At 38.3% G+C, this 19,842-nt stretch carries 23 protein-coding genes and 1 pseudogene; 1 reads left to right on the top strand and 23 read right to left on the bottom strand.

Annotated elements, in window-relative coordinates; genetic code table 11:
* Window positions 1–125: 125 nt before the first annotated feature.
* Window positions 126–614, bottom strand: coding sequence for a hypothetical protein (locus ACG9ZL_RS20070; RefSeq protein ID WP_419330393.1), 489 nt, complete (start codon window positions 612–614; stop codon window positions 126–128).
* Window positions 615–724: 110 nt separating this feature from the next.
* Here ACG9ZL_RS20070 and ACG9ZL_RS20075 point away from each other — a divergent pair.
* A pseudogene (locus tag ACG9ZL_RS20075) lies at window positions 725–847 on the top strand (ORF6N domain-containing protein); the annotation flags it as partial.
* Window positions 848–889: 42 nt separating this feature from the next.
* On the opposite strand, the gene ACG9ZL_RS20080 reads toward ACG9ZL_RS20075, so the two are convergent.
* From ACG9ZL_RS20080 to ACG9ZL_RS20185, 22 genes are all read right to left on the bottom strand, one after another.
* Window positions 890–1,513, bottom strand: a complete 624-nt coding sequence (locus tag ACG9ZL_RS20080) for a DUF3761 domain-containing protein (protein ID WP_419330394.1) — start codon at window positions 1,511–1,513, stop codon at window positions 890–892.
* A gap of 112 nt (window positions 1,514–1,625) precedes the next feature.
* Window positions 1,626–2,168 (bottom strand): YajG family lipoprotein, encoded by a 543-nt coding sequence (locus ACG9ZL_RS20085; RefSeq protein ID WP_239046259.1) that lies wholly within the window; start codon window positions 2,166–2,168, stop codon window positions 1,626–1,628.
* 138 nt (window positions 2,169–2,306) lie between these two features.
* The gene (locus ACG9ZL_RS20090; protein WP_419278228.1) at window positions 2,307–2,780 is read right to left on the bottom strand and encodes a hypothetical protein; all 474 of its coding nucleotides are present in this window, start codon (window positions 2,778–2,780) and stop codon (window positions 2,307–2,309) included.
* Complete coding sequence (locus tag ACG9ZL_RS20095; protein WP_419278230.1) at window positions 2,780–3,199, bottom strand: putative periplasmic lipoprotein; 420 nt, start codon at window positions 3,197–3,199, stop codon at window positions 2,780–2,782. The genes ACG9ZL_RS20090 and ACG9ZL_RS20095 overlap by 1 nt, the downstream gene beginning before the upstream one ends.
* A 64-nt stretch (window positions 3,200–3,263) precedes the next feature.
* Entirely contained in the window at window positions 3,264–7,784 is a 4,521-nt protein-coding gene (locus ACG9ZL_RS20100; protein ID WP_419361531.1) for a tape measure protein, read from the bottom strand.
* 310 nt (window positions 7,785–8,094) lie between these two features.
* Window positions 8,095–8,271, bottom strand: coding sequence for a hypothetical protein (locus ACG9ZL_RS20105; RefSeq protein ID WP_286436123.1), 177 nt, complete (start codon window positions 8,269–8,271; stop codon window positions 8,095–8,097).
* Window positions 8,272–8,396: 125 nt separating this feature from the next.
* Complete coding sequence (locus tag ACG9ZL_RS20110) at window positions 8,397–8,597, bottom strand: hypothetical protein (RefSeq protein ID WP_239046263.1); 201 nt, start codon at window positions 8,595–8,597, stop codon at window positions 8,397–8,399.
* A gap of 41 nt (window positions 8,598–8,638) precedes the next feature.
* Window positions 8,639–9,124: a phage-derived protein YdaY family protein gene (locus tag ACG9ZL_RS20115; protein ID WP_287839089.1), complete on the bottom strand. Its 486-nt coding sequence runs from the start codon at window positions 9,122–9,124 to the stop codon at window positions 8,639–8,641.
* A gap of 2 nt (window positions 9,125–9,126) precedes the next feature.
* Complete coding sequence (locus tag ACG9ZL_RS20120) at window positions 9,127–10,041, bottom strand: phage tail tube protein (RefSeq protein WP_419361536.1); 915 nt, start codon at window positions 10,039–10,041, stop codon at window positions 9,127–9,129.
* Between the two features lie 77 nt (window positions 10,042–10,118).
* Window positions 10,119–10,640: a Rha family transcriptional regulator gene (locus tag ACG9ZL_RS20125; RefSeq protein WP_419361539.1), complete on the bottom strand. Its 522-nt coding sequence runs from the start codon at window positions 10,638–10,640 to the stop codon at window positions 10,119–10,121.
* Between the two features lie 181 nt (window positions 10,641–10,821).
* A complete protein-coding gene (locus ACG9ZL_RS20130; protein ID WP_419354504.1) occupies window positions 10,822–11,232 on the bottom strand; it encodes a hypothetical protein in 411 nt (136 codons plus the stop codon).
* Complete coding sequence (locus tag ACG9ZL_RS20135; RefSeq protein WP_419361543.1) at window positions 11,229–11,609, bottom strand: hypothetical protein; 381 nt, start codon at window positions 11,607–11,609, stop codon at window positions 11,229–11,231. The genes ACG9ZL_RS20130 and ACG9ZL_RS20135 overlap by 4 nt, the downstream gene beginning before the upstream one ends.
* A 22-nt stretch (window positions 11,610–11,631) precedes the next feature.
* Window positions 11,632–11,994: a glutamate 5-kinase gene (locus tag ACG9ZL_RS20140; protein WP_419361546.1), complete on the bottom strand. Its 363-nt coding sequence runs from the start codon at window positions 11,992–11,994 to the stop codon at window positions 11,632–11,634.
* Window positions 11,991–12,365, bottom strand: coding sequence for a hypothetical protein (locus ACG9ZL_RS20145; protein ID WP_419354501.1), 375 nt, complete (start codon window positions 12,363–12,365; stop codon window positions 11,991–11,993). The genes ACG9ZL_RS20140 and ACG9ZL_RS20145 overlap by 4 nt, the downstream gene beginning before the upstream one ends.
* A gap of 7 nt (window positions 12,366–12,372) precedes the next feature.
* Complete coding sequence (locus tag ACG9ZL_RS20150; RefSeq protein ID WP_419361550.1) at window positions 12,373–12,798, bottom strand: SPFH domain-containing protein; 426 nt, start codon at window positions 12,796–12,798, stop codon at window positions 12,373–12,375.
* Window positions 12,799–12,840: 42 nt separating this feature from the next.
* Window positions 12,841–13,794, bottom strand: a complete 954-nt coding sequence (locus ACG9ZL_RS20155) for a major capsid protein (RefSeq protein WP_419306126.1) — start codon at window positions 13,792–13,794, stop codon at window positions 12,841–12,843.
* Window positions 13,795–13,807: 13 nt separating this feature from the next.
* On the bottom strand, window positions 13,808–14,548 hold the full coding sequence (locus ACG9ZL_RS20160; protein WP_419361553.1) for a DUF6651 domain-containing protein: 741 nt from the start codon (window positions 14,546–14,548) through the stop codon (window positions 13,808–13,810).
* Between the two features lie 109 nt (window positions 14,549–14,657).
* Window positions 14,658–14,882, bottom strand: coding sequence for a hypothetical protein (locus ACG9ZL_RS20165; protein ID WP_419318551.1), 225 nt, complete (start codon window positions 14,880–14,882; stop codon window positions 14,658–14,660).
* A complete protein-coding gene (locus ACG9ZL_RS20170; RefSeq protein ID WP_419354497.1) occupies window positions 14,879–15,988 on the bottom strand; it encodes a phage head morphogenesis protein in 1,110 nt (369 codons plus the stop codon). Before ACG9ZL_RS20170 ends, ACG9ZL_RS20165 begins: the two co-directional genes overlap by 4 nt.
* Window positions 15,954–17,429: a DUF4055 domain-containing protein gene (locus tag ACG9ZL_RS20175; RefSeq protein WP_419361557.1), complete on the bottom strand. Its 1,476-nt coding sequence runs from the start codon at window positions 17,427–17,429 to the stop codon at window positions 15,954–15,956. The genes ACG9ZL_RS20170 and ACG9ZL_RS20175 overlap by 35 nt, the downstream gene beginning before the upstream one ends.
* Window positions 17,426–18,922, bottom strand: a complete 1,497-nt coding sequence (locus ACG9ZL_RS20180; protein ID WP_419361560.1) for a terminase — start codon at window positions 18,920–18,922, stop codon at window positions 17,426–17,428. Before ACG9ZL_RS20180 ends, ACG9ZL_RS20175 begins: the two co-directional genes overlap by 4 nt.
* A gap of 9 nt (window positions 18,923–18,931) precedes the next feature.
* Window positions 18,932–19,492, bottom strand: coding sequence for a terminase small subunit (locus tag ACG9ZL_RS20185; RefSeq protein ID WP_419361562.1), 561 nt, complete (start codon window positions 19,490–19,492; stop codon window positions 18,932–18,934).
* Window positions 19,493–19,842 lie beyond the last annotated feature (350 nt).

Consider the following 19,842-nt stretch of genomic DNA (forward strand, 5'->3'; position numbering starts at 1 on the left):
CTCAAGCTGACAAAGACTATTTGACTAAAATCCAATCAATCGAAGAAAAGCTAGATATGATTATTAACAATACAGATGTATTAAAAAAAGCACCTTAGGGTGCTTTTTTCTCAAATTTATAATACCTATTCACTCCAACTTCTTTGTGGTGCAGGTGAAGATCGAGCTAACAAAGCTAGTTGATGTATTCCAGGATAAATTGCGGTCTTTTTAGTCAAAATCACAACTACAGCATTCATCATATAAACTCGAGCTTGCTCAGTATGCCAAATTTCAGTTAAATGAAGATCGACATTATTTGTATTTGGATCAGAATTAATTTTATTTGCCTCATCAATTAAAGAAAAAACAAAATTAGCTGCGTTAAAACCAGTCACTTTTGTTAATTTTTTAAAATCAGATTCTGATAAAAAGCCTAATTTATCCAACAAATTTGAGGCTTGATGAAGAACGCTAATGCTCATTAACCTTTGTTGCCTCTTACTTGCACTAGCAGCAATAATGAACCATTGATTCATAGGCATTAAAGTCTTTTCGTCTAGAATTCTAGAATTTTTTTTATCAGAATAGATAAAAAGGACAACACCTATGACTATAGCTATAAAAATCCACATATATTCAATTTCTTAATTAATTAAATTTAAATTAATATCTTGACTTAGATTATTTGAAATTCAGTAGTTTATCAACTCAAACTTATTTCCATTAGATCTCTTAACAAATGGGTTTAACACAAGAAGTTTCATGTCACGCCAACATTTTAAACCGAAAAGCTATTGGTTACGGCATTACGCTTAAGCATGTTGGTGATAAGCAGCCTCATACAATGGAATGGTATTTAGCTTGATGGATTGAAAAAAACCCGCTTAGGCGGGTTTTTTAATTAATCTTAGAAGTTATACCGAACACCAGCCTTATAAGTTAAACCATCAAAATCACCAATATTGTTTGATGAATAATATTGATTTACTCCGCCATGCCATGAGCAAGTGCCTTGACCTGAGCTATTACTCCAAGTTCCATCATTACAACGAGTTTTCTTATCATTACTATCAGATGCATCCCAAGACCACTTATAACCAACCCCACTATAAAGTGAAAAGTTTGGATTAAGGTTCACACCAGCTTCTAAGCCCACAGGGATTGTTAGATAAGCAGTATTATCAAATCCATCTACATCCAACAAGCCAACGCCAAGACCCAAAGTACCAATAGCATAAAAGCGCTCGGTACTTAAAAAGTTGTAATGACCACCACCTGAGATTTCATAATAATCACCGTCATAATCACTATTGCCTTGGTATTCAAACTTTGCCCAAGCACCATGTTTTTGAGGTGATGTAGAGATACCTAAACCAAATCCGTTCATATCAGCATCAACATCATTCTCAAATTTACCCTTTTGAGATGAGTATTCAGCAAATACAGAGTTTTTATTTAAATCGATATTTTGTGCTTGAGCTTGAAATGAAAGCCCCAATCCAACCAATGCTGAAAGTAAAATCTTTTTCATAATGTAACTGCTTTGTTAATTTTCGTAAGCATATTAACAGAATTAATTTGGATAAACATTAGGCGAAAGTAGGAAAACCCACTTAGGTGGGTTTTTTATATCTTGTAAATCCTTATAGAATTTTCTTAGATCTCAAATCTTGAAATAAATCACCAATATTTGATGAAATTGCAGATCTCACAGCTTCTGAATCAGTACCACCCATTGCTTTTGGTGAAGCTACATGAGTTTTTATAGTATTTGTATAAACAGTTTGACCGCTTTTAGTTACCAAATAATCAACATCTAAGTAAAAATCAACCTCTATAAAGCCTATCCAGTCATATTCAAATTTTTGAATATTACCTGATATTTGTATTTCTGCATTTTGTTCTGGATTAAATCCCGCAGCAATTAGCTCTTTTGTAAGTGAGGATTTTAACAATGCATCTGCCTTATCTGACATATACATTGTTCCTAGGGCAGCTGCAGGCTTTTGAAACTCATTAGCCTTTACCAAACCCTTGTCCGCTGGAATATACTTGAATACACCCACTCCAATATCCCCCTGTCCTTTAATGGTTGGGGATGCCACATAATTAATAGGCATGGTGGTTGAACACCCGCTTAAAACTACACCAAGACCAACTAATGCTGCTAAAACCAACTTTTTCATTTAAATAACCATTGTTATAAAGTGTAATCAATGTAACAAAGAGTAAAGGAGAAGTGAAGATTTAGTAAACGAGAATTAAAAACAAATTAGGCGGGTTTTTATCTGGGTAATACTTCGAATAATTTAGGTGGATCGAAATCACTCACAAACTAACTGCGGTTTTGTAGATGAAATAACCTCTGTTATTTTTGCTGTGTAGTTAATTCCAGCTGGATATTCGGGCACAACTAACATCATTTTATCTAACCTAACAACAGCCTGCCCTGTAAAATCACAATCTTGCGGTGGGTTTGAAGTAATCCCAAGCTTACGCACACTTAAATCTAGATCACCTGCCACAATAAACCCTGTTTTCATTACATCAACAGGGACTAAGTCTTGTGTATCCTCTTTAAACCTTATATTCAAAATTGTTTCATAAGGAGAATCACCAATCGCATCCCGTCCATAGAAATAATCTACTGTGAATAAATTTTCTGACTTGTAGTGCTTATAAATATAATTACCATCATCTGATTTTGAAACATTATCTAGAGTAATTTTTGATTGTTCTGCAAAAACAGTATTGATAGAAAATAAACTAACCAAACTCAGCAATAATATTTTTTTCATTATTTGATCCTTGTTAGACGTAAATTAAAGTCTGATGGTACAAGTATACGGTACTCAACTTCTGCGTTAGGCTTCATCTCTGCCTCTTGTGAAGTCGCAACATTTGGGCACATCCCCCCACCCGTTTCCAATCTAAAGATATAATAATTAGGCTTTAGGTACACAACAGCCTTTTCATTAGATCGTATTGAGAAAATTTTTATATTATTAGCGTAAATATCATGAGTACAGCCAGAACCTAAAAAACCTTTATCACGCAAAAAAGTTACTTTAGTCTGATCTTCCGATTTTCGTTTAAAATAATCAGAATCAAACATTCGGCTTTCAGGAATCATTGCAGTTTGATTACTATTTACTGGGCTGGTTGAGCAACCCGTAAAAAGAATACTTAAAATACCCATAAATAATAATTTTTTCATTCTAAAGCACTCCTTGAAGTGCTTATAAAATATCAATTAAAAAGAGAAAAAGCCACCGAAGTGGCTATCTACCTTTTTTTATTCTATCTAAAGCACCACCTTGACGTTCAGCATCTCGCCAAGACTGAGATATTAAAGACTTGGTTTGTGCCTCATTTTGCTTTTGCATCTCCTTTAAAACAACTTGTAACTCACTGCCATCCCACTGAGTTGTAGCTTCTACAGGTTGTGAGGTTTGATTAATAATTGTGACTTTTGGCTGAGATGATCCAATATTAGTCTGCAGAACCGAATTAAACTGACTTCTTTCTGCATCAGCATTATTTATACGAGTAACACCAACCAAACCTCCATCTTTAAATTTTTGAACATTTAAATCTGGTTGAGTAGAACCTAAGTACTGAGATTTCATGCCAATATATTCACGCTGAAATGGTATCTCACCCGTCTGATTCATGTAATTTAAAGCAACTAGACCAATTTTAGAGGCAGCATACTGACGCATCATAAACTCGCCATTGGATGCCATGATTGGAATATCATCACTAGTTCCAGTGCCCTTACCTGTGATGTGTCCACCAGTTGCAAAACCCTGAGGGGTAATAGCTTGGATCATTGCTAAGAAAGTGCCCTGATCTAAAGCTGCCTTGGCACCTGCGGCAACTTTCTGCCATACGGTACCTGGCTCTTTAGCATAAGCATCAGAAACAGATGACCATAAGTTCATACCAGCTTGAGTTAGTGCAAACCCCTGTTGCATTGCAAACATTGTTTTATATGCACCTGAGCTTTCACCAAGAATACCTTTAAACATATTTGCAAATGAACCGGTCAACTGTTGAGCCTGAGTTAATTGCAAATTCAAAGAATCCGTCTGATACTGATTTTCAATATCAATCATTCGCTTATTGTGATCAGCCCAAATTTGTTCACGAACCTCAGCTAATTTTTGTAAATCAGCGCCTGGCTCTTGCTCTTGTCTTTCAACATCAGCACTCTGTGTTTCAAGTAAATTCTGTGAAACCCCCATTCGACTCAGTCTATCTTGGCTAACCTGGTATCGCCCTGTAGATCCATTCATTTGGGCTTGTACAGATTCCCAGCCTGTTGTGGCATCTTTTAAACGTCTACTTAAATCAGCTTGATGTTGAAGAGCGAGCATTTGCGTTTTAAATGATTTCTCTTTTGGGTCCTCGTTGCTCTGATCTAAAAGCCTCCTTTCGATATCATATTTTGCTTGAGCTAGTTGTAACTCAGACATGTAAAATTCTTTAGACTGAAGTAATTGCTGTTCTTTCGTTAAACGAAACTGTTCAAGCTCATATTCACGTTGCTCATCAATTGACCTAATGGATTCTGCCTTTTCCTTTTTGTTGAATTCAGTACTAGCTTCAACTCTAAGTTTTTTCGCAAATGCATCATTCTTGATCTTTTCCTCACCAACCCAACGCCACCCATCAACCTCCATCGTGAATTCAAATTGACGAAGTTGTTTAGTTTTTTCAAACCGGGCATTTTCATCAGCAACCAGTTCTTCTAAACCATTTTTTCGTAAATCCTTTAGACGCTTGATATGGTCAGCTTCATCTTTCTCACCTAACGAGTAATAATTTGCACGTAAAGATTCAATCTCTTGTTCAGTTTTAACCTCAGATTTTTCTTGTGCTGCATAAGAAGCGTAAGTTCCTGCACTTGCCCCTCCTTTCACCTTGCTTTGCATGCTTGGCGATTGATGTAGAAGTTTAAGCACAACACCATCTTCAAAAGTTACCGTACTGTAATAACCACCACCTTTTGGATCATATGCAGTTTTTACATCTTTTACCGCAACTTTTGTCGTGATTGGAGTACCTACAGGCATTGCAAAATCAATTCCTTTATGGAAACTTGACGCTCCTGCAGTTGGAGCTTTTCTTTGACCATAATCAGAAGAAACACGGTAGCTTGAAAGAGATTTCCCACCAGCTTGAAGCCGAGCTATATGCTCAGGTGATACTTTCTGCCCATCACGAGAGCCACCATAACGAACATCAAGATGCGCACCCGTACCAATACCCGAATTACCTGAAATACCAATTAAACGTTTAGAGATATTTTCTTGATCTTTAAGCTCCTTTGTACGATCCTTCTCAGCCTTACTCTTTGCCTCAATAGTATCTTTAAGTTTGTTTTCAATACTTAAAACTGACAGTTCATTTTTGAGCATTTCTGCAGTAGGATTTTTCAGCCCTATTTTTTCTGCTTCTTTGCGAACCTTTAACATTGCAGCAGCTTGCTCTGGAGTTTTGCCATACTGAGTAATCAAAATTTGTTGATAACCAGCATCAAATTTTCTCTGAGCAATAGTTTTATTAAACTCCTTCATTTTCTCATTGAGTTTATCTACTTCTGACATTGCTGTTGAAGCACCCTGACTTGCATCAATGAAACCTTGCTTTGCTTTAGAACCATTTTCTTGAATCGCTTTTAATTCAGTATTAGCCTGATTCATTGCAAATTTAGCCTGGTCTGTCTTAGAAGCGTAATCTATTAATCCTTTGATTACATCAGAAGGAACTTTGGCTGAGCTGTTGAATTTTTTTACAGCATCAGTTGCTGTAAGTTGGTTCAAAGAATAAGCTTGAATCACTTTATTCAACGAATTAACTTGTTCTTCACTGCCACCATTCAATCGGATGAATTCTACTTGTGCTTGTAATGAATCAAGCATTTGAGTTTTCATATCAGTGAAATTTTGGGTAGCAACTTTTGTTAAATTTGTTTGAATCGTTAATTGCTTAATTGAATCAGCAGTTACTTCTACATGTTGCCCAGATGTAGCATTCAATAATTTAAGAGCATTATTATTTTGCTCTATCTTGTTCTTTGATTCTGCTACTGCTCCTGAAAACTCAACCAATTTATCAATTTGATTCTGACTAAAACGACCTGAAGCAATCATTTTATTTAAAAGATCACCTGCATCACTTGCACCTTTAGCAATAGAAGTAACTGCCTTTTGGTAATCTGCATAATCATTGCCAGATAATTTGAACAATTCTTTTTGAATATATGCGAAACGTTTTGTAGCACTACTTGCATCATCAATTACATCATTTTGCTGTTCAATCTCTTTACGTAAGCGCACGCCTTCAACCAAAGCTTGTACAGTATTTAACTCTAAGTATTTCTTTGTTAAAGACTCGACAGAATCAGCTTGAGTTGCAAGAGACTCTTTGACTTCATCTGAACTACTACTCAATAAATAGAAAGTTGCTGCTGTTGCTGCAATTGCTAGACCCATCGGGCTAAAAATCGCCATAAGAGCTGACTTGGCTAAAGCTAAACGACTTGTAGCAACGGTTTGTGCTGTTAAAGCTGCAGATAATCTGGCAGAAGATGCAGTTTGCGCTGATTCAGCCGCTGCAACTTCTAAAGCTACTTGAGCCTGTAATCGACCAAGCTGAGCCATTCGTGTAGTTGTGGCCATACGACCTTGATCAGTGATTTGAGCTTTCAAACGAACTTTTTCAAGTTCAATTTCAGCCATGATCTGTGCATGTGTTGCCTTGATATTGGTCAATGTTACTTGAGTACTTTGTGCTTCAGCAGCTGCAGAAGCAACTTCGGCTTGTGCTGCTGCAATATTGGCATTTCGTTCAGCAATACTTGCATCAACTTTTGCAATCAAGGAGTAGGTTGCAGATGTTGTGGCTGCTGCATTGCTGATCATTGCTTTGGTTAACATGCCTATTGCTAGTGCTGCACCAGCATTTGCAATAGGGGCTAGATTTTCAGCAAGTGCACTAATAGAGGAAGATAGAACCTTTGCAGCCCCACTCCCTTTACCAGCCTCACCTACAAACTTAGTGACTTCATTGGATAATTGCGTGAATGACTGAGCAATAGTGAAATCCGTTTTGCCAAATAGTTCATTTACTGAACCACGTGCTTTTGTTAAAGCGTCAACAAGTACATCACCTGTAATCTTTCCTTCTGCAGCAACTGAACGTAATTGACCTACTGTGATTCCCATACCTTGAGCAATTGCCTTTGCAAGTCCAGGCGCTTGCTCCATAACAGAGTTAAGCTCTTCACCGCGTAGAACATTGGAAGCCAAAGCTTGTGAAAATTGAACTAATGCAGCCTCGGCCGAAGCAGCTGAACCACCACTAATTGCGATTGCTTTAGCAACGGTATCAGTTAGTTCTGCAGTTTTGGCTTGAGTAATGTTTAAACGCTGTGCATTGTCGGAAAAGCGTTGATAGATCTGTGCAACCGAATCCCAAGCTTGTGCAGTATTTTGAGCGATTTTGAAAGTATCGTTCATTGCAGTATTGAGTTCAGATTGACTCTTAGTGACTAATTTAAGCTTGTTGTTTAAACCAGTATAAGTATCCATCTTAGATATCGCAGTACCAACAGTCACAACTCCTGCCAAATACCCTGTCAACTGACGTGCTGCCACCGACATAGAGTTCATTGAAGTAGTTGCGTAATTACCAGTGCGTTCGATACTTTGTAGCTCTCGATCTAAAGCACGTGCATTACGTGCTGCTTGTTCTGAGCTAATTTCAATAATGAGTGTGCTGCGTTGTTCAGTCATAGCTTTTCCTTTAGGCGTAAAAAAAGCGCCTAAGGGCGCATTGCGGACAAAAAAAAACCGACCATTTGTAGGTCGGTTTAGTTAAAAAATTTAAAAATCCTTAGCAGTATTTCAATGTAAAAATTAGCTATTAGAAACCCAATAAATAATACAAACGGATATTGCAGAACTGGAAATTTTCCAATCATATACAATGTTAAAACAGCCAAAGCAACGCAAACCAGAATGCAAAATATTACTATTAAAAAAACTATTGGGTGATTTACTAAAACATCGAATAAAAGATTAAGATTTTCCTTAAATATATTAATCATCGCCCTACACCCAAAACATTAAAAAAATGCGATAACGAATAAATAAATGGGCTTGCAGCAATTAATAAAATTGCCACTCCGATACAAAATCTTAACCAGCCAGATAAATAACCTTCCATTTCCACACCTTCTTTAGGATGTAATTTAAATTTACCTTTGGTAAACTTGTTCATAGGTTCTCACTTATTCTTGGTCAATTTGTGGGAAACAAAAAAGCCCATCGACTGTGAATCGTGGGCTTTTTGCTTTTCTAATGCATTTAATTGGAGTTGTAATGAGCGCCACTACAACAAGTTCATCATTTTTTATTCATTTCACTCAAATACTTTGCATCTAGCGCGAAAATACACTCTACAAGTAGTCCTCGATCCAAGTCACAACCGTACACATCAAAATAGCTTTTGATATCGGCAAGAGTGAGTGAGTCATAAAACCCACCACCCTGCGGAAAAGCAATAAACCGTCGAGCCTTTGAAATTAAATTAAAGGCTTTAATCATGTGATCTGCTGTGAAGCTTGGTTCTAATCGCTCAGGTGGCTTTATGCCGAGCTTTTGGTAGACTTCTGCGGTTTTTTCTTCGCACCATTTGATGTTTCTTTGTTCGTAGTGCTTGATGACTTTCCCACTTCTTCAACAATCTCTTCTTTTTGAAAGTCATGGATCACTTTAGCCTTTTCCATGATGAAGACAATAATTTCAAGTGATTGCTTTGAGCTTGTACAAATCAGCTCTGCATTTTGCGCGCTGTATTCGATTGGCTTCTTATCCTTACCGACTAGCCCAACCCACCCTAGCAACAAATGTGAAACAGCTCGGTTAAAACCTAATTTAGCCTTAACCGCTCCTTCATCTGTTACCGCCTTAATACCAGCAAGTTCCTGCTCAGCTTGAATCCCATTGAGTTCAAGTGAGCGCTGAAATGATGGCTTATCAATACTCGCAATGAGTAGTTTCACGCCATCTTTAAAATCAAACCATTCTTGAACGTATTCAATGGACTTCTGTTCTTCAATTTCAATTAACATGATTAAGGCCCCACAACTACAGGAATACGTGTAAGAGTCGGTGCAACATCCGCGACTGTGAACGAGAATTGGGTAGTTAATACATCACCAGCACCACCACTTGGCAAAGGCGCAGATACTTGAACCTTAGGTAGTTTGAGTGTGTATTTATTACCGGCAGTATCTTTCAATGAATATTCAAGACCGATCGGCTCATTTAAGAATTGTTTTTCATAAAGCTCTGCAGTGTTTTTGGACCATGCAATTGTGAAGTTACCACTGCCTTTCATAATGGTTTCTAAGATTGCGGCAATGTTATTTTCATAGTCTAAGCACTTCTGAATTTGCATTGTATTATCAATGGTTAATTCAATCTGAGTGATGCACATTCCTGGTTTCTTTTTACCATCAATAAGGATGTCACCAGTGGATAGACTGGTTAATGGAACAGCATCCACTGCTGGTGTTACGGTACCAGTCGGTGCAACCTCATAAGCTGTGCGCTTCATTCCCATAATTGCGAATTTAGAAGTCACAATGCCACTATCAGGAATCGATAAAGTCCACTGGTTAATGTGGCAACCAGTGAAAACTTGGAAGTTATCGATATCACTAAAGCCACGAATAATCGAAAGCGTTTTTCGAGTTGTGCCACCAAATGTTAAAACGTTGCTATTCCAAGCATTGAAGGCAATTAGCTCTAAGACTTTATCTTGAATGCCATAAGCCCATTCAGATTCAATATCTCCTTGCACTTCAACACCAGTTACCAACGTGCCAGCTGCAATACGAGAATCTTTAATCGTTTGTGATTCTGTAGTTTGTGCTGATGCATCTAAACCATTAGTGGTAAATGCAAATGTATTCCAAGTGGTTGCAATCACACCGGGTGATGCTTCAAAACCAACTCGGGTTAATTGTTTAGCTCCAGAACTCATGAAGTTCTCCTTAATTTAGGCATAAAAAAACCTCCTTTAAGGAGGTGGATAGATTTTTTAGGATGGCATTTGAAATGCTACCCTTGTGTAAAAGGTAAACTCGGCTGTAGCTCAGCCTCTAACTCTTGAATTTCACGATCAAGCGGATTCTTTTCATGCTTCCAAATATTCATATCTCTAGCAGAGCAACTCACTTGTTGTTTTCTACTTTCTCGATATCCAACGATATGATTGTATCTAGCCCATTTTGATTGAAATACTTGACTTAATTGACTTGCCATCCAATTGAAAGCATCAATGAATTGCTCTTTAATTAAATCAGCTTTTTCACCATTGAAACCCATAACCAAAAACATCCAACCATCTTTAGTCATTTGATAGAATTTTTGTGGTTTTCCATTCTGCAACTCATTGTTTTCAAAGCAAAGCGCAAAATTGCGTTCACGAAATCTCGGTGAACATTTCATATTCTTGATAGCACGCAATACGTCAGCATGTCGCTTTTTAAAGACTTCAGCTACCGCATAACTGGTTGTTTTGGCTTCTCCATTTTCATTGGAGACCATGGCTCTTAAGTTTAAATTCAACATCATGTTCATAAGATTTTCCTCTTACAAAATCATGTTCAAAAGAAAAGAGCCGACAAATGCATTGAACATGAAAAATACATTACTTCAGGAGCTACCCTAGTCGGCTTGGATGCCATATTTCAGGCATTAAAAAACCTGCCACTAAGGACAGGTTCGTTTAAAAGTAATTCTGGTTTGTTGTGTGATTAAGCTAATTAACTCGAAACTCAGCTCTCACTATCTTAGCGTAAAAATTGTCATCATCCATATCTTGTGGCGCATGGACTAAATAAACCTCCAGACCGTCTACTCTAAATGATTGTAAATACCGTCTCCATTTATCACAAAGCGTAGACAACACCACCAGACCTGTTCCTTTAGGGGCGAAACATTGAATGGAAATAGCCCCAAAGTCACGTACACATGGTTCATTTCCAATTCCAACAATATTGCTGTGCGCATATTGAATATACGCCTTGCTCCATGCTTGTTTAGTAGGCGCTTGGAAAGGCTTTCCATTGATTTGCGGCTTGTTTGGCATTTCTATTATTAAATTTTCTTTTACTGCAATCCTTAGTAACTCCTTATGAATTACTGTTTCAGCCTCGGTAAGTGTCATCATTTATATCTACTCGTAACTGACTGGAATGTGATTGAATAAATTCCTAGTGGTGCTTGCCCAGAATGTCCATTCTCTAGAGCGATTGCGTAAGGCAGATTATTACTAATGAAGACTCTCATCCCCAATTGAACGCTCAGTACTTTAGCCATTCCATCAGCAATGGTTGTGGTACCTGATTTATCTATTTTCTGAAAGTCTTTGGTGTAATCGACACTGCCAATTGAAACACGATGATTACCTCTGAAAGCCCCTGTATCGACTGGACTTCTAAGGATTACACCTTGAAGCATTGCAGCAGTAATTTTTCTTTGTAGTTCTGAGCCATCACGTAAAACTTGGAGTGTGAATTGTGATGGTCTTAATCCGTTCCAACTCATAAGTTCCACCCACCAATCACAATTAAACTTTTCTCAACTGGCAAATCCAAATACTTTCGCTTGGGTCCTTACTAATACTTAAAACCTTAAACTCAACCCCTGCCACCCAAACATCATCAATCTGAGGCACACCAGTTACTTCATTTTGAAGCACAGTAGCTTTTACATCTTCAATTTGGTAATCAATAGGCTTTACCAAATCACGCTTATATGAGCCAAATACACCACGTCCTGAATATTGCTCAACAGTCACTGTAGGATAAGTTTGTGTTTCAAAGTCGAAATCACCAGATTGGATTTCTTTAGAACATGTAAAAGTAGTGACGGCATCTGCAAGCTTAGTATTAAAGGCTTTAGCCACTTTAGATTGAATCTTATCTCTCATCCGCGATACACCTTGAATGTAAATCCTTTGGGCTTTAGATCTAGAGAGCTTATAAATGCTTTGGCAATCTGCTCAAATTCTGAAATTTCACGACTACCCTCTACAAACGACTCTTCAACCTCAACTGTATCGGCTTTTACTCGTTCGCTTGTTGTTTGACGAGAAGTACCAGCGTAAATCATGCCAGCTTTAATGCCTTTTACGATTTCACACGCTGCATCTTGCAATAAAGGATCTATTGGATCAGGAACAAAACCTATTTCATTCTTCATCCATGTATTGGCCAATAGAATTAAACGAGCTTTATCACCTTCAGGCGCAAAGTCGCTCCCCAATATACGATTTGCATCTTCTATAGTGATAAAGCTCATAACTCACCTATTTTGTTTTGGTAGTTTTTGGTTTTTCTTCATCCGTTTTATCAGCGTTTGCTTCCAATTCGGTGATTTGTGCTTTCATTGCTTCAATGTTATTTTGGAATGCAATAAATTCACCTTTAGCAGCTTGAAGTTGCTCTAAAGCATCATCACGTTCAGCAACTGCTTTCTCGCACTCAGCTTTTGCTTCATCAATTGCTTGCTGAAGTTCTGGGGGTGTTTGAACATCTAGTTCAACTGTAACTTTTCCAATGTTAGCTTTGTAGCGCTCAGGTACATCACCACCATATTCGTCAGCCTTTTCCACAAATGAATCAGATTTTGCAAGTTGAGCATTACGAATGATCCAGCCTTCACCCTGAAGTTTCTGCACATTACTAGCGCTAAAATCATTGGTGAAATATAACTTCTTAACCTTGTCTTTCATTTTTTATTTCCCAAAATAAAGCCCCAATTAAGGGGCTTCAATTTATTTAGATTTCACCAAGACACCAGCAGTATCTTTAACTGATGTCGCGATTTTATCCCAGTTTGTTGGGGTTCCGATTGCTGCATCTGTCGGCGATTTACCACCATTCGCCATATCCCATGCAAAACCTTTAACACCAACACCATAAGTCCATTCAGCTTGGTATTCGTATTCGATGTTTTCACCACCAGTAATTGCGTTTAGTTCGGCATTGAAATCGTTATTATCATTAACAACAATTGCACCATCCACTAAACCAAGAGTGTTATACACGGTTGTTGTGTCTGTAACAGCCAAGGCTGGAGAATCAGTCACCACAAACAAACGGCCAAAAGGATCACGAATAACATTAACGCCATCGTAGCGGAAAAGGTTTTCTGTATTGGTTAACGCATTGTCATACAAGTTATGAATTGTCATTGAATGCATTACCCAAGCACGGATAGAACCTGAACGATCCCCCATGCGTGAAGCCCCTTTGTTTAATAAACGAAAGGATGCATCAGTGGTTCCATCACCTTCCACAAGAGCGGCAACACTTCCAATTGCAGAAGAGCCACCTAAAATACCTGCATTTAACATATCGGCAATTTTTGCCTTTGCTAATTGCTCACCAATTGTTAATGCTGCAAGTTCAGGATTTTGCATGATCCACAAATACTGCTGCTTTTCATAACGAATTGGTGGAGTACCTGCTGCCACCTTAACTGCGACATCAAGCATTTGTTGCAAGCGTTTAGCAGCAACAGTGCCCGAGCCATAAGCATTACGACGACGAACCAAGCCATCAATTGCTTTAAAAGAGGCTTCAATATCAAAATCGCCCGAAAATGGCTTACTGATTAATTGAATAGCACCCTGAGATGCTTCATTAAATTTGTCTACTGCCTGAGCCATATACTCAGTCATAGCAAGATAGGTTTGTTTATTAAAAACCTGTAAATCAAAAGCCATGAGCTTCTCCTAATTATTTAACTGTTTTTAGAAATTCGACTTTCTCTTCACGTGTTTTGCAATCTGCTAGTGATTTTGCCGCACCGCCTTGACCACCACCCTGAAAGCCACCACCGCCAGCCTGAGAGCCCTTTAAGATCGAATCTTTGTATTGATATCCACCAACCAAAGTTTCCAAAGCTTCATCAAAGTCAGCGACTTCACCTGGGCGAGTACGTGAAAAGATTTTTTGACCATCAGCCCCATACGCCACAACCTTGCCCTCTTCAATTTTGAAGCTTTTGCCAAATTGAGCTTGGATCATGTCGGCTGGTACAGACACTTGGTCTTGAATAAACTTAGAACGAGCGAAACCACCGCCAATGAGTTCGTTATGCAGTTGTGCTTGAAATGCATCACGCTCCTGAACAACTGGCGCGTACTTTTCTTCTACAGCTTTGATTGCTTCAGATTTGATTTTTTCGACTTCACCGGCATCCACCAGTTTTTTATCGTCAAAGTTTTTAAGAGTTTCTAAAGCTTTTTTAGCTGCAGCTGGATCTTCAATACCCTCAAATGCTTTAAGTGATGACTCAGCTTTTTCATATCGCTCACGATTGGTTTTAGCTTCACCATTCAGTTGAGCAATTTTTGCCACTGTTTGTGGAGCATCATGTGCTAATTCTTTGCCATCATCATGAATGTATATAGGCAAGCCTTGATCATTCACTTCTGCATACGTCTTGTTTTCGATAGTTACTGTCTTAAGTTTCATAAGTCATCCGACCCTATATTTGAGTGAGCATCCGCTCGTTGCGCCCTATTCATCTGAATTGCAGGCAATAAAAAAGCACCTTGGTAGGTGCTGTGATTTGAATCTTTATTTAAAACGTTTGTCGAAAATCATCTTCAAAGCGTATTCCAGTCGATCCCCATGCTTCAAAAGTAGCAATGAGCTTTGCTGGAGCATCTGCTGAACTCTCAATCTTAATATCAATCAATCCGCTTAGTGGCTGCCCTGTTTCCTCATCACAAAGAGTGAGTTTATGTTTGAATTTTGGATGACGCTTTACAACCAACATTCGCTCGCAATTCTTATCACCGCTCATAACCCCAACTCCTTAAACGTTTGTTCATCCATTTGCCTTAATTCAGCAATAGTGAATTTCTTACCACTTAATGGATCAACAAATTTATCAATTGGAAACTCACCCGATTTATATAATTCAAACCTTGTTTTACCGAGAAGATTACGCTGAAATGTATCGTCTTGCCTTGCAAACCACTCTTTATAGGTCGTATTTGCATCAACTTGCCCAATTTTACCGTCACGCTGATCTTTTGGAATGTTTTTAACAGGTCTATTATCTGCAACAAATGGCCTCACACCCTCTAGACCACCTTCTTTATCACAGCCAATTTGAACTGTTCTGCATCGGCGGTGGTAAGGTGGTTTTTGGTGTCCATCACCAATTCGCTGTACGCGTCCATCTTTGGCTGCACAACCTAGGCTTGTACGTCCATCCAGTGTTGCAACATCTTTTGTATATTCAAAGCCAAGTGCCTTCCAAGTATCTAAATAGGCAATATTGCTCACATGGGCGCGAGCGGTCTTAACTTCAGCATCAATTGCATTTCGCGTCTGATGAAGCAAACCATCTGAATAATTAAGTTTTTTAGTACCCTTTATTCTTTGAATAATCTGTTGAGTTGTCTGCCCTTGGTAAATCCCATCACGTATTACATATTCTGCCTTTTTTCTAACACCCTCTGCAATATTGGGAAAAATAAGATCAATCAATTGACCTTCAGCATATGGTAATTTCCGAATTTTATTGAAAAGCTTCTCACCTTCCAATTCAGGTCTTTTCTTATCAGCTAAGGAGTAAACAAATCCAGCCTCATGAACAGCTAAAGCAACTGCTGAAGCTGTAAATATTTCAGGAAGTGTTATGGATATTGATTGTTGCCAACCCATTATCACCCCCTGAATTTCTTTCAAAGATAGGGTTGTATATTTACCACCAGCTAAAGCTGCTTTTTCAGATTCACTCAGGTCATCCAGCAAATCGCGTAACTTATTTAACATCTCGATAGATAAGCCATCGAACTTATTTAAGATTTCATTAAGCGAAGATGAAGAGAGCCTTTGAAGATAAGAGTTATGTTGATTTAAGGCATCAAGTATTGCTGTTTGCACCGCCTGATCGTTCATTTTCTACACCTTGATATGGCTGATAACCAGCTAGTGGCTTACTCATGCGATATTCTTCAATCTTCTTTTCTATCTCTTCCCATTTTGCATCTGAGAATGTTCCAGATTGCTCATACTGGTAAAGAACCTCTGGCGGCAACAATTCACCCTGAACCATTTCCAAAATCAATCTTGAGCGCTCTACACTATATTTCTGCTTATTAAAATCTTGAGAAATAACGTAAGTCAGCTCATCTGGTTTAATGTCATGGTTGGGCAATGCAAACTTAGCACACCAGCGTAACGCCATTTGTAATGCTTCGCTGATATTAGACACTGCCAGTGAAACAACTGAGTGCTGCAAAGAGTCCTCATTATCTGCTTGTGTAGCAGTTTTATTAGCAGACCCCACCTCAATTAAGCGAGCACCCATTTCTTTCATTTGTACCCACTTATCAGCCATTAATTGCTTGGCCAAGTTGTTTTCACTCGCTTGGGAAATTTCAACTTTTGTTGGAAATCCATTACGAGCACCAATCGCTAACTTGTCCTTTTTAATGATTTCATATTGATCAGGGGTAATATTCGGCATAGAAACAATAGGCTGCCCAACAATAAATCCTGATTCTTCAACATCTGCAGAATTACGATAATGAGCAAGGTTTAAATCTGCAAGCTCTAGTAGTGGTGGATTATTAATTTCATCCGTATTATCTATCGCACCACAAAATGTAAATGGAATATAATTCCAACGCTTACCATGATAATCCGTGGGGTAATAAAGCGGACCAGCCTCAAAAACCTCTTTATCATTCCGCTTATAAATTTGTACAGAATAAATAAAATCACTTTCACCTGGTGTTAAACGCAAAACTCGATACTGTGTTTCATTGGTTCGACCAAATCCATCAATATCTAAAGTAGAAACAGCTTCCTCTATAACCACAATGGAAAGTTTTTTCTGATTTCCAACAATAATAAAATCCCAATTAATAACGGATTGAGCTTTCAATGTGTGAATCATTGGGAATGCATTCTTTTGCTTATCTTCAGCCCGATTTCGACTAGGTTCCACTTGTGGGAAATCGACATAAACACCACAACGATAATGCTTTAAGATCAATCGCAACATCTGTTGTGAGCTTTGGTAAATAGAACGTCCTGCACCATCTGCATTTCGCTCCAAATACTCAAGCTCATCTGGTCTTTTAAAATCAGGCAACTTATTAAATGCCGAACCGATATGACTAATTAAAGTTCGACCAGTCGCACCATAAAATACTGCTCTATCTAAATACTCTTTATAACGATCTTCATCCCCATCACCAAAAGTGACAGGCACTGGTAAATATGTTTTACCCTTTTTCTTAATTGCATCCTGACCATCACAAACATCATCAACTTTTGTCCAAGTTTCAATGTTTTTAATATATTCAGGATGCTTTGAAGTTACACCTGTCATCTTCTTCTTCCAAAAATTGGTATATCTAGAGTTGTTACTGGTTTTACCTTATTCATCGCTACACCAAACATGCGGAATGCATCAGCACCATGAGAGGTATGATCATGCAGAGGTTTATCTTTCCAACACCCTTTTTTGTCATCCCACTCTTTACGATAGTTTTCTAAATGAGAAATACCTTCTTCACACTTGGTTTCATCAAACTCACAGTATTTAAGGATCTCACGAGTCTGTTCTATACCATCCATCACACCTATGCTTTCAACCACTTCAAATCGAACGGAATAGATTTCACCATCGATTTCATAACCTTCTTTAGCGATATCTAGACGAGATTTAGCATCACCTGTTAAAGAACGGTTTTTGATGTCGTGTGGTGCGTAGTGTTTTGAATATGTGTAGCCTCTATCTTTCAACACTTTAAAGTAATGTCTTAAGCCTTCACCCGAGTTCTCGTAGTAATCAATGACTTGATAACATTCATCAGAAATTTTCCTGATAAACCAAATTGCCATTGAGTCTGAAACGCCTAAATCCCAAAAGGTCATTACTGGCAAATGATCATTACTTGGTAACTCACCAACTCGACCATTTGCATATAAGAATTTAAATTGCTTCTTGTAATATGCGCCTTCAACTGATTGCTGAAATGCCTCAGATGGAATGCTTGGATATTCTCGCTTGATGTCATCACCCAAAGTCTTTTCTTTGGATGCATACCATGACTGTTGTTCAGGTGTGGTGTGAATATTGTGCTTAACTTTTAAATCTGAGAAGTATTCCTTTAATCGTTCCGATATCTCTGTTGCTGGGATTTGATATTCAGAGTTCTTCCACCATGAGAAGAAAAAGAATTTCCACTCTAATGGGTTTAAAGTTTTACCTTGAAGTTTTAATTTTTCAGCGTCTTGGCAATATTGATAGAAATAACCACTGCGTCCTTCTGCAGTACTTTCAAGAGTAATCCGACCACCAAGTGGTACAGCTTCAAATGCACCAGTAACAATCTCTTTTGCTTTATCAGGATGCTTTGCACAAATCTTCCCAAATTCTGAAACATGCAAGCTGTATAGCGTTCCACCACGAAATGAAGTTGAAACAGTAACGGAACCACCTTTCTTGAATACGATTTCACTGGTTGTTTCTTTGGTAACTTTATTCGCCTGCTTTACATCTTCAGTCAAGCGGTCATAAGCATATTTGGTTTTATTACGAAAAAGGCGTTCTGCATCTGGCAAAGTATGTGCAATCAAAGCGCAATGCTTGTGATGAAATAGAGCTAGATCTAACTGAATAATGCAAACTTCTGTGGTGAAACCAAGCTGACGAGCTTTAAGAATGACATTTCGGTCATGCATACCATCAAAGTATTCTAACTGCTCAGATGTCATTTTAAATCTGACACATTTTCCGTTTTTATCTTCTACAAAATAAAGATTATTTAAGCGCCAGAACCGATTTTTAAGGAGTTCTCTTCGTTTATTTGAGAGCATTTTACCTCCTTAAAGATCATCGCCTCCTATCTCATCCATCACATCAGATATTGTCTGAACTGTTACTAATCCTGAATGCTCAACTTTATCTTTAAAGGCCCCAACACTCACATGCTTACCAATCAACTCAAGATTCTTAACCTTATCAGGCCATTTGATTTTTTTAAGCCAGCCTGATTGTTCACGATCTTCTCCGAAGCCTTCAAATTGCTCAATGTTTTCTATATTGGAAACGTATTGACGCCAAATTAAAGGCCACTCACCAATTGGTTTGAAGTTGTAAGAGTCATCCATAATGTCTAAAACGTCCATCTGATCTATCTCAACCAAACGTCTTAAAACATAATCTGCATCTACTTGGGTGCGCTCCAATCTTTGAGCGCTTAAATATGCAACTCGTTCTTGAACTTCATCACGTTCGAATGCCCTCCACGAAGTACTCTTATCCGCATACCCTGCTAATTCACCAGCCTTGGCAATATTCAAGCATTTTAAGTATTCTTGCGCTAACCGTTCACGACGGTCATCTTCAAGTGGCTCACTCCCTTTCGGAAGCTCTATATCTTCCATAAAGGAATCTCCTAAGATATAATTGTCAGTGCATGGGCGAGGACTTCCCGATGGTTGTATTTATACTTCACAGGGTCCGTGCCGTTGGGTCAGCTATTAAGCTGGTCTGTTTGCGTCAAGGTAACACCCTAGCAGACCTAAAGAACGAAGGACGCCACCCCTATTTATTAGGATTAAAAGATGAGGCGGTAACAGTTGCATCTTTTTTGAGAAAGCCCGTGAGGGCTTTTATTTTTTCTACTAACCATTGTCTACGTTGTTCACAGCCTTGGCATGTCATAATCTTCACCCAATAAAAAACCTCCCGAAGGAGGTTTAGTTATTAACCAACTAACTGCTTACGAAAGGAT

Source organism: Acinetobacter legionensis, from assembly GCF_048551735.1.
In the GTDB taxonomy this organism is placed as follows: domain Bacteria; phylum Pseudomonadota; class Gammaproteobacteria; order Pseudomonadales; family Moraxellaceae; genus Acinetobacter.

Excerpts from the sequence above, each read along its gene's own strand:
- ACG9ZL_RS20080 (WP_419330394.1), bottom strand. The coding sequence starts at position 1,513 with ATGAAAAAGATTTTACTTTCAGCATTGGTTGGATTGGGGCTTTCATTT.
- ACG9ZL_RS20155 (WP_419306126.1), bottom strand. The coding sequence starts at position 13,794 with ATGGCTTTTGATTTACAGGTTTTTAATAAACAAACCTATCTTGCTATG.
- ACG9ZL_RS20085 (WP_239046259.1), bottom strand. The coding sequence starts at position 2,168 with ATGAAAAAGTTGGTTTTAGCAGCATTAGTTGGTCTTGGTGTAGTTTTA.
- ACG9ZL_RS20115 (WP_287839089.1), bottom strand. The coding sequence starts at position 9,124 with ATGTTAATTGAAATTGAAGAACAGAAGTCCATTGAATACGTTCAAGAA.
- ACG9ZL_RS20135 (WP_419361543.1), bottom strand. The coding sequence starts at position 11,609 with ATGAGTTGGAACGGATTAAGACCATCACAATTCACACTCCAAGTTTTA.
- ACG9ZL_RS20100 (WP_419361531.1), bottom strand. The coding sequence starts at position 7,784 with ATGACTGAACAACGCAGCACACTCATTATTGAAATTAGCTCAGAACAA.
- ACG9ZL_RS20185 (WP_419361562.1), bottom strand. The coding sequence starts at position 19,492 with ATGGAAGATATAGAGCTTCCGAAAGGGAGTGAGCCACTTGAAGATGAC.
- ACG9ZL_RS20110 (WP_239046263.1), bottom strand. The coding sequence starts at position 8,597 with ATGATTAAAGCCTTTAATTTAATTTCAAAGGCTCGACGGTTTATTGCT.
- ACG9ZL_RS20140 (WP_419361546.1), bottom strand. The coding sequence starts at position 11,994 with ATGAGAGATAAGATTCAATCTAAAGTGGCTAAAGCCTTTAATACTAAG.
- ACG9ZL_RS20125 (WP_419361539.1), bottom strand. The coding sequence starts at position 10,640 with ATGAACATGATGTTGAATTTAAACTTAAGAGCCATGGTCTCCAATGAA.
- ACG9ZL_RS20095 (WP_419278230.1), bottom strand. The coding sequence starts at position 3,199 with ATGAAAAAATTATTATTTATGGGTATTTTAAGTATTCTTTTTACGGGT.
- ACG9ZL_RS20150 (WP_419361550.1), bottom strand. The coding sequence starts at position 12,798 with ATGAAAGACAAGGTTAAGAAGTTATATTTCACCAATGATTTTAGCGCT.
- ACG9ZL_RS20105 (WP_286436123.1), bottom strand. The coding sequence starts at position 8,271 with ATGAACAAGTTTACCAAAGGTAAATTTAAATTACATCCTAAAGAAGGT.
- ACG9ZL_RS20145 (WP_419354501.1), bottom strand. The coding sequence starts at position 12,365 with ATGAGCTTTATCACTATAGAAGATGCAAATCGTATATTGGGGAGCGAC.
- ACG9ZL_RS20120 (WP_419361536.1), bottom strand. The coding sequence starts at position 10,041 with ATGAGTTCTGGAGCTAAACAATTAACCCGAGTTGGTTTTGAAGCATCA.
- ACG9ZL_RS20090 (WP_419278228.1), bottom strand. The coding sequence starts at position 2,780 with ATGAAAAAAATATTATTGCTGAGTTTGGTTAGTTTATTTTCTATCAAT.
- ACG9ZL_RS20130 (WP_419354504.1), bottom strand. The coding sequence starts at position 11,232 with ATGATGACACTTACCGAGGCTGAAACAGTAATTCATAAGGAGTTACTA.
- ACG9ZL_RS20165 (WP_419318551.1), bottom strand. The coding sequence starts at position 14,882 with ATGAGCGGTGATAAGAATTGCGAGCGAATGTTGGTTGTAAAGCGTCAT.
- ACG9ZL_RS20160 (WP_419361553.1), bottom strand. The coding sequence starts at position 14,548 with ATGAAACTTAAGACAGTAACTATCGAAAACAAGACGTATGCAGAAGTG.
- ACG9ZL_RS20170 (WP_419354497.1), bottom strand. The coding sequence starts at position 15,988 with ATGAACGATCAGGCGGTGCAAACAGCAATACTTGATGCCTTAAATCAA.
- ACG9ZL_RS20070 (WP_419330393.1), bottom strand. The coding sequence starts at position 614 with ATGTGGATTTTTATAGCTATAGTCATAGGTGTTGTCCTTTTTATCTAT.
- ACG9ZL_RS20180 (WP_419361560.1), bottom strand. The coding sequence starts at position 18,922 with ATGCTCTCAAATAAACGAAGAGAACTCCTTAAAAATCGGTTCTGGCGC.
- ACG9ZL_RS20175 (WP_419361557.1), bottom strand. The coding sequence starts at position 17,429 with ATGACAGGTGTAACTTCAAAGCATCCTGAATATATTAAAAACATTGAA.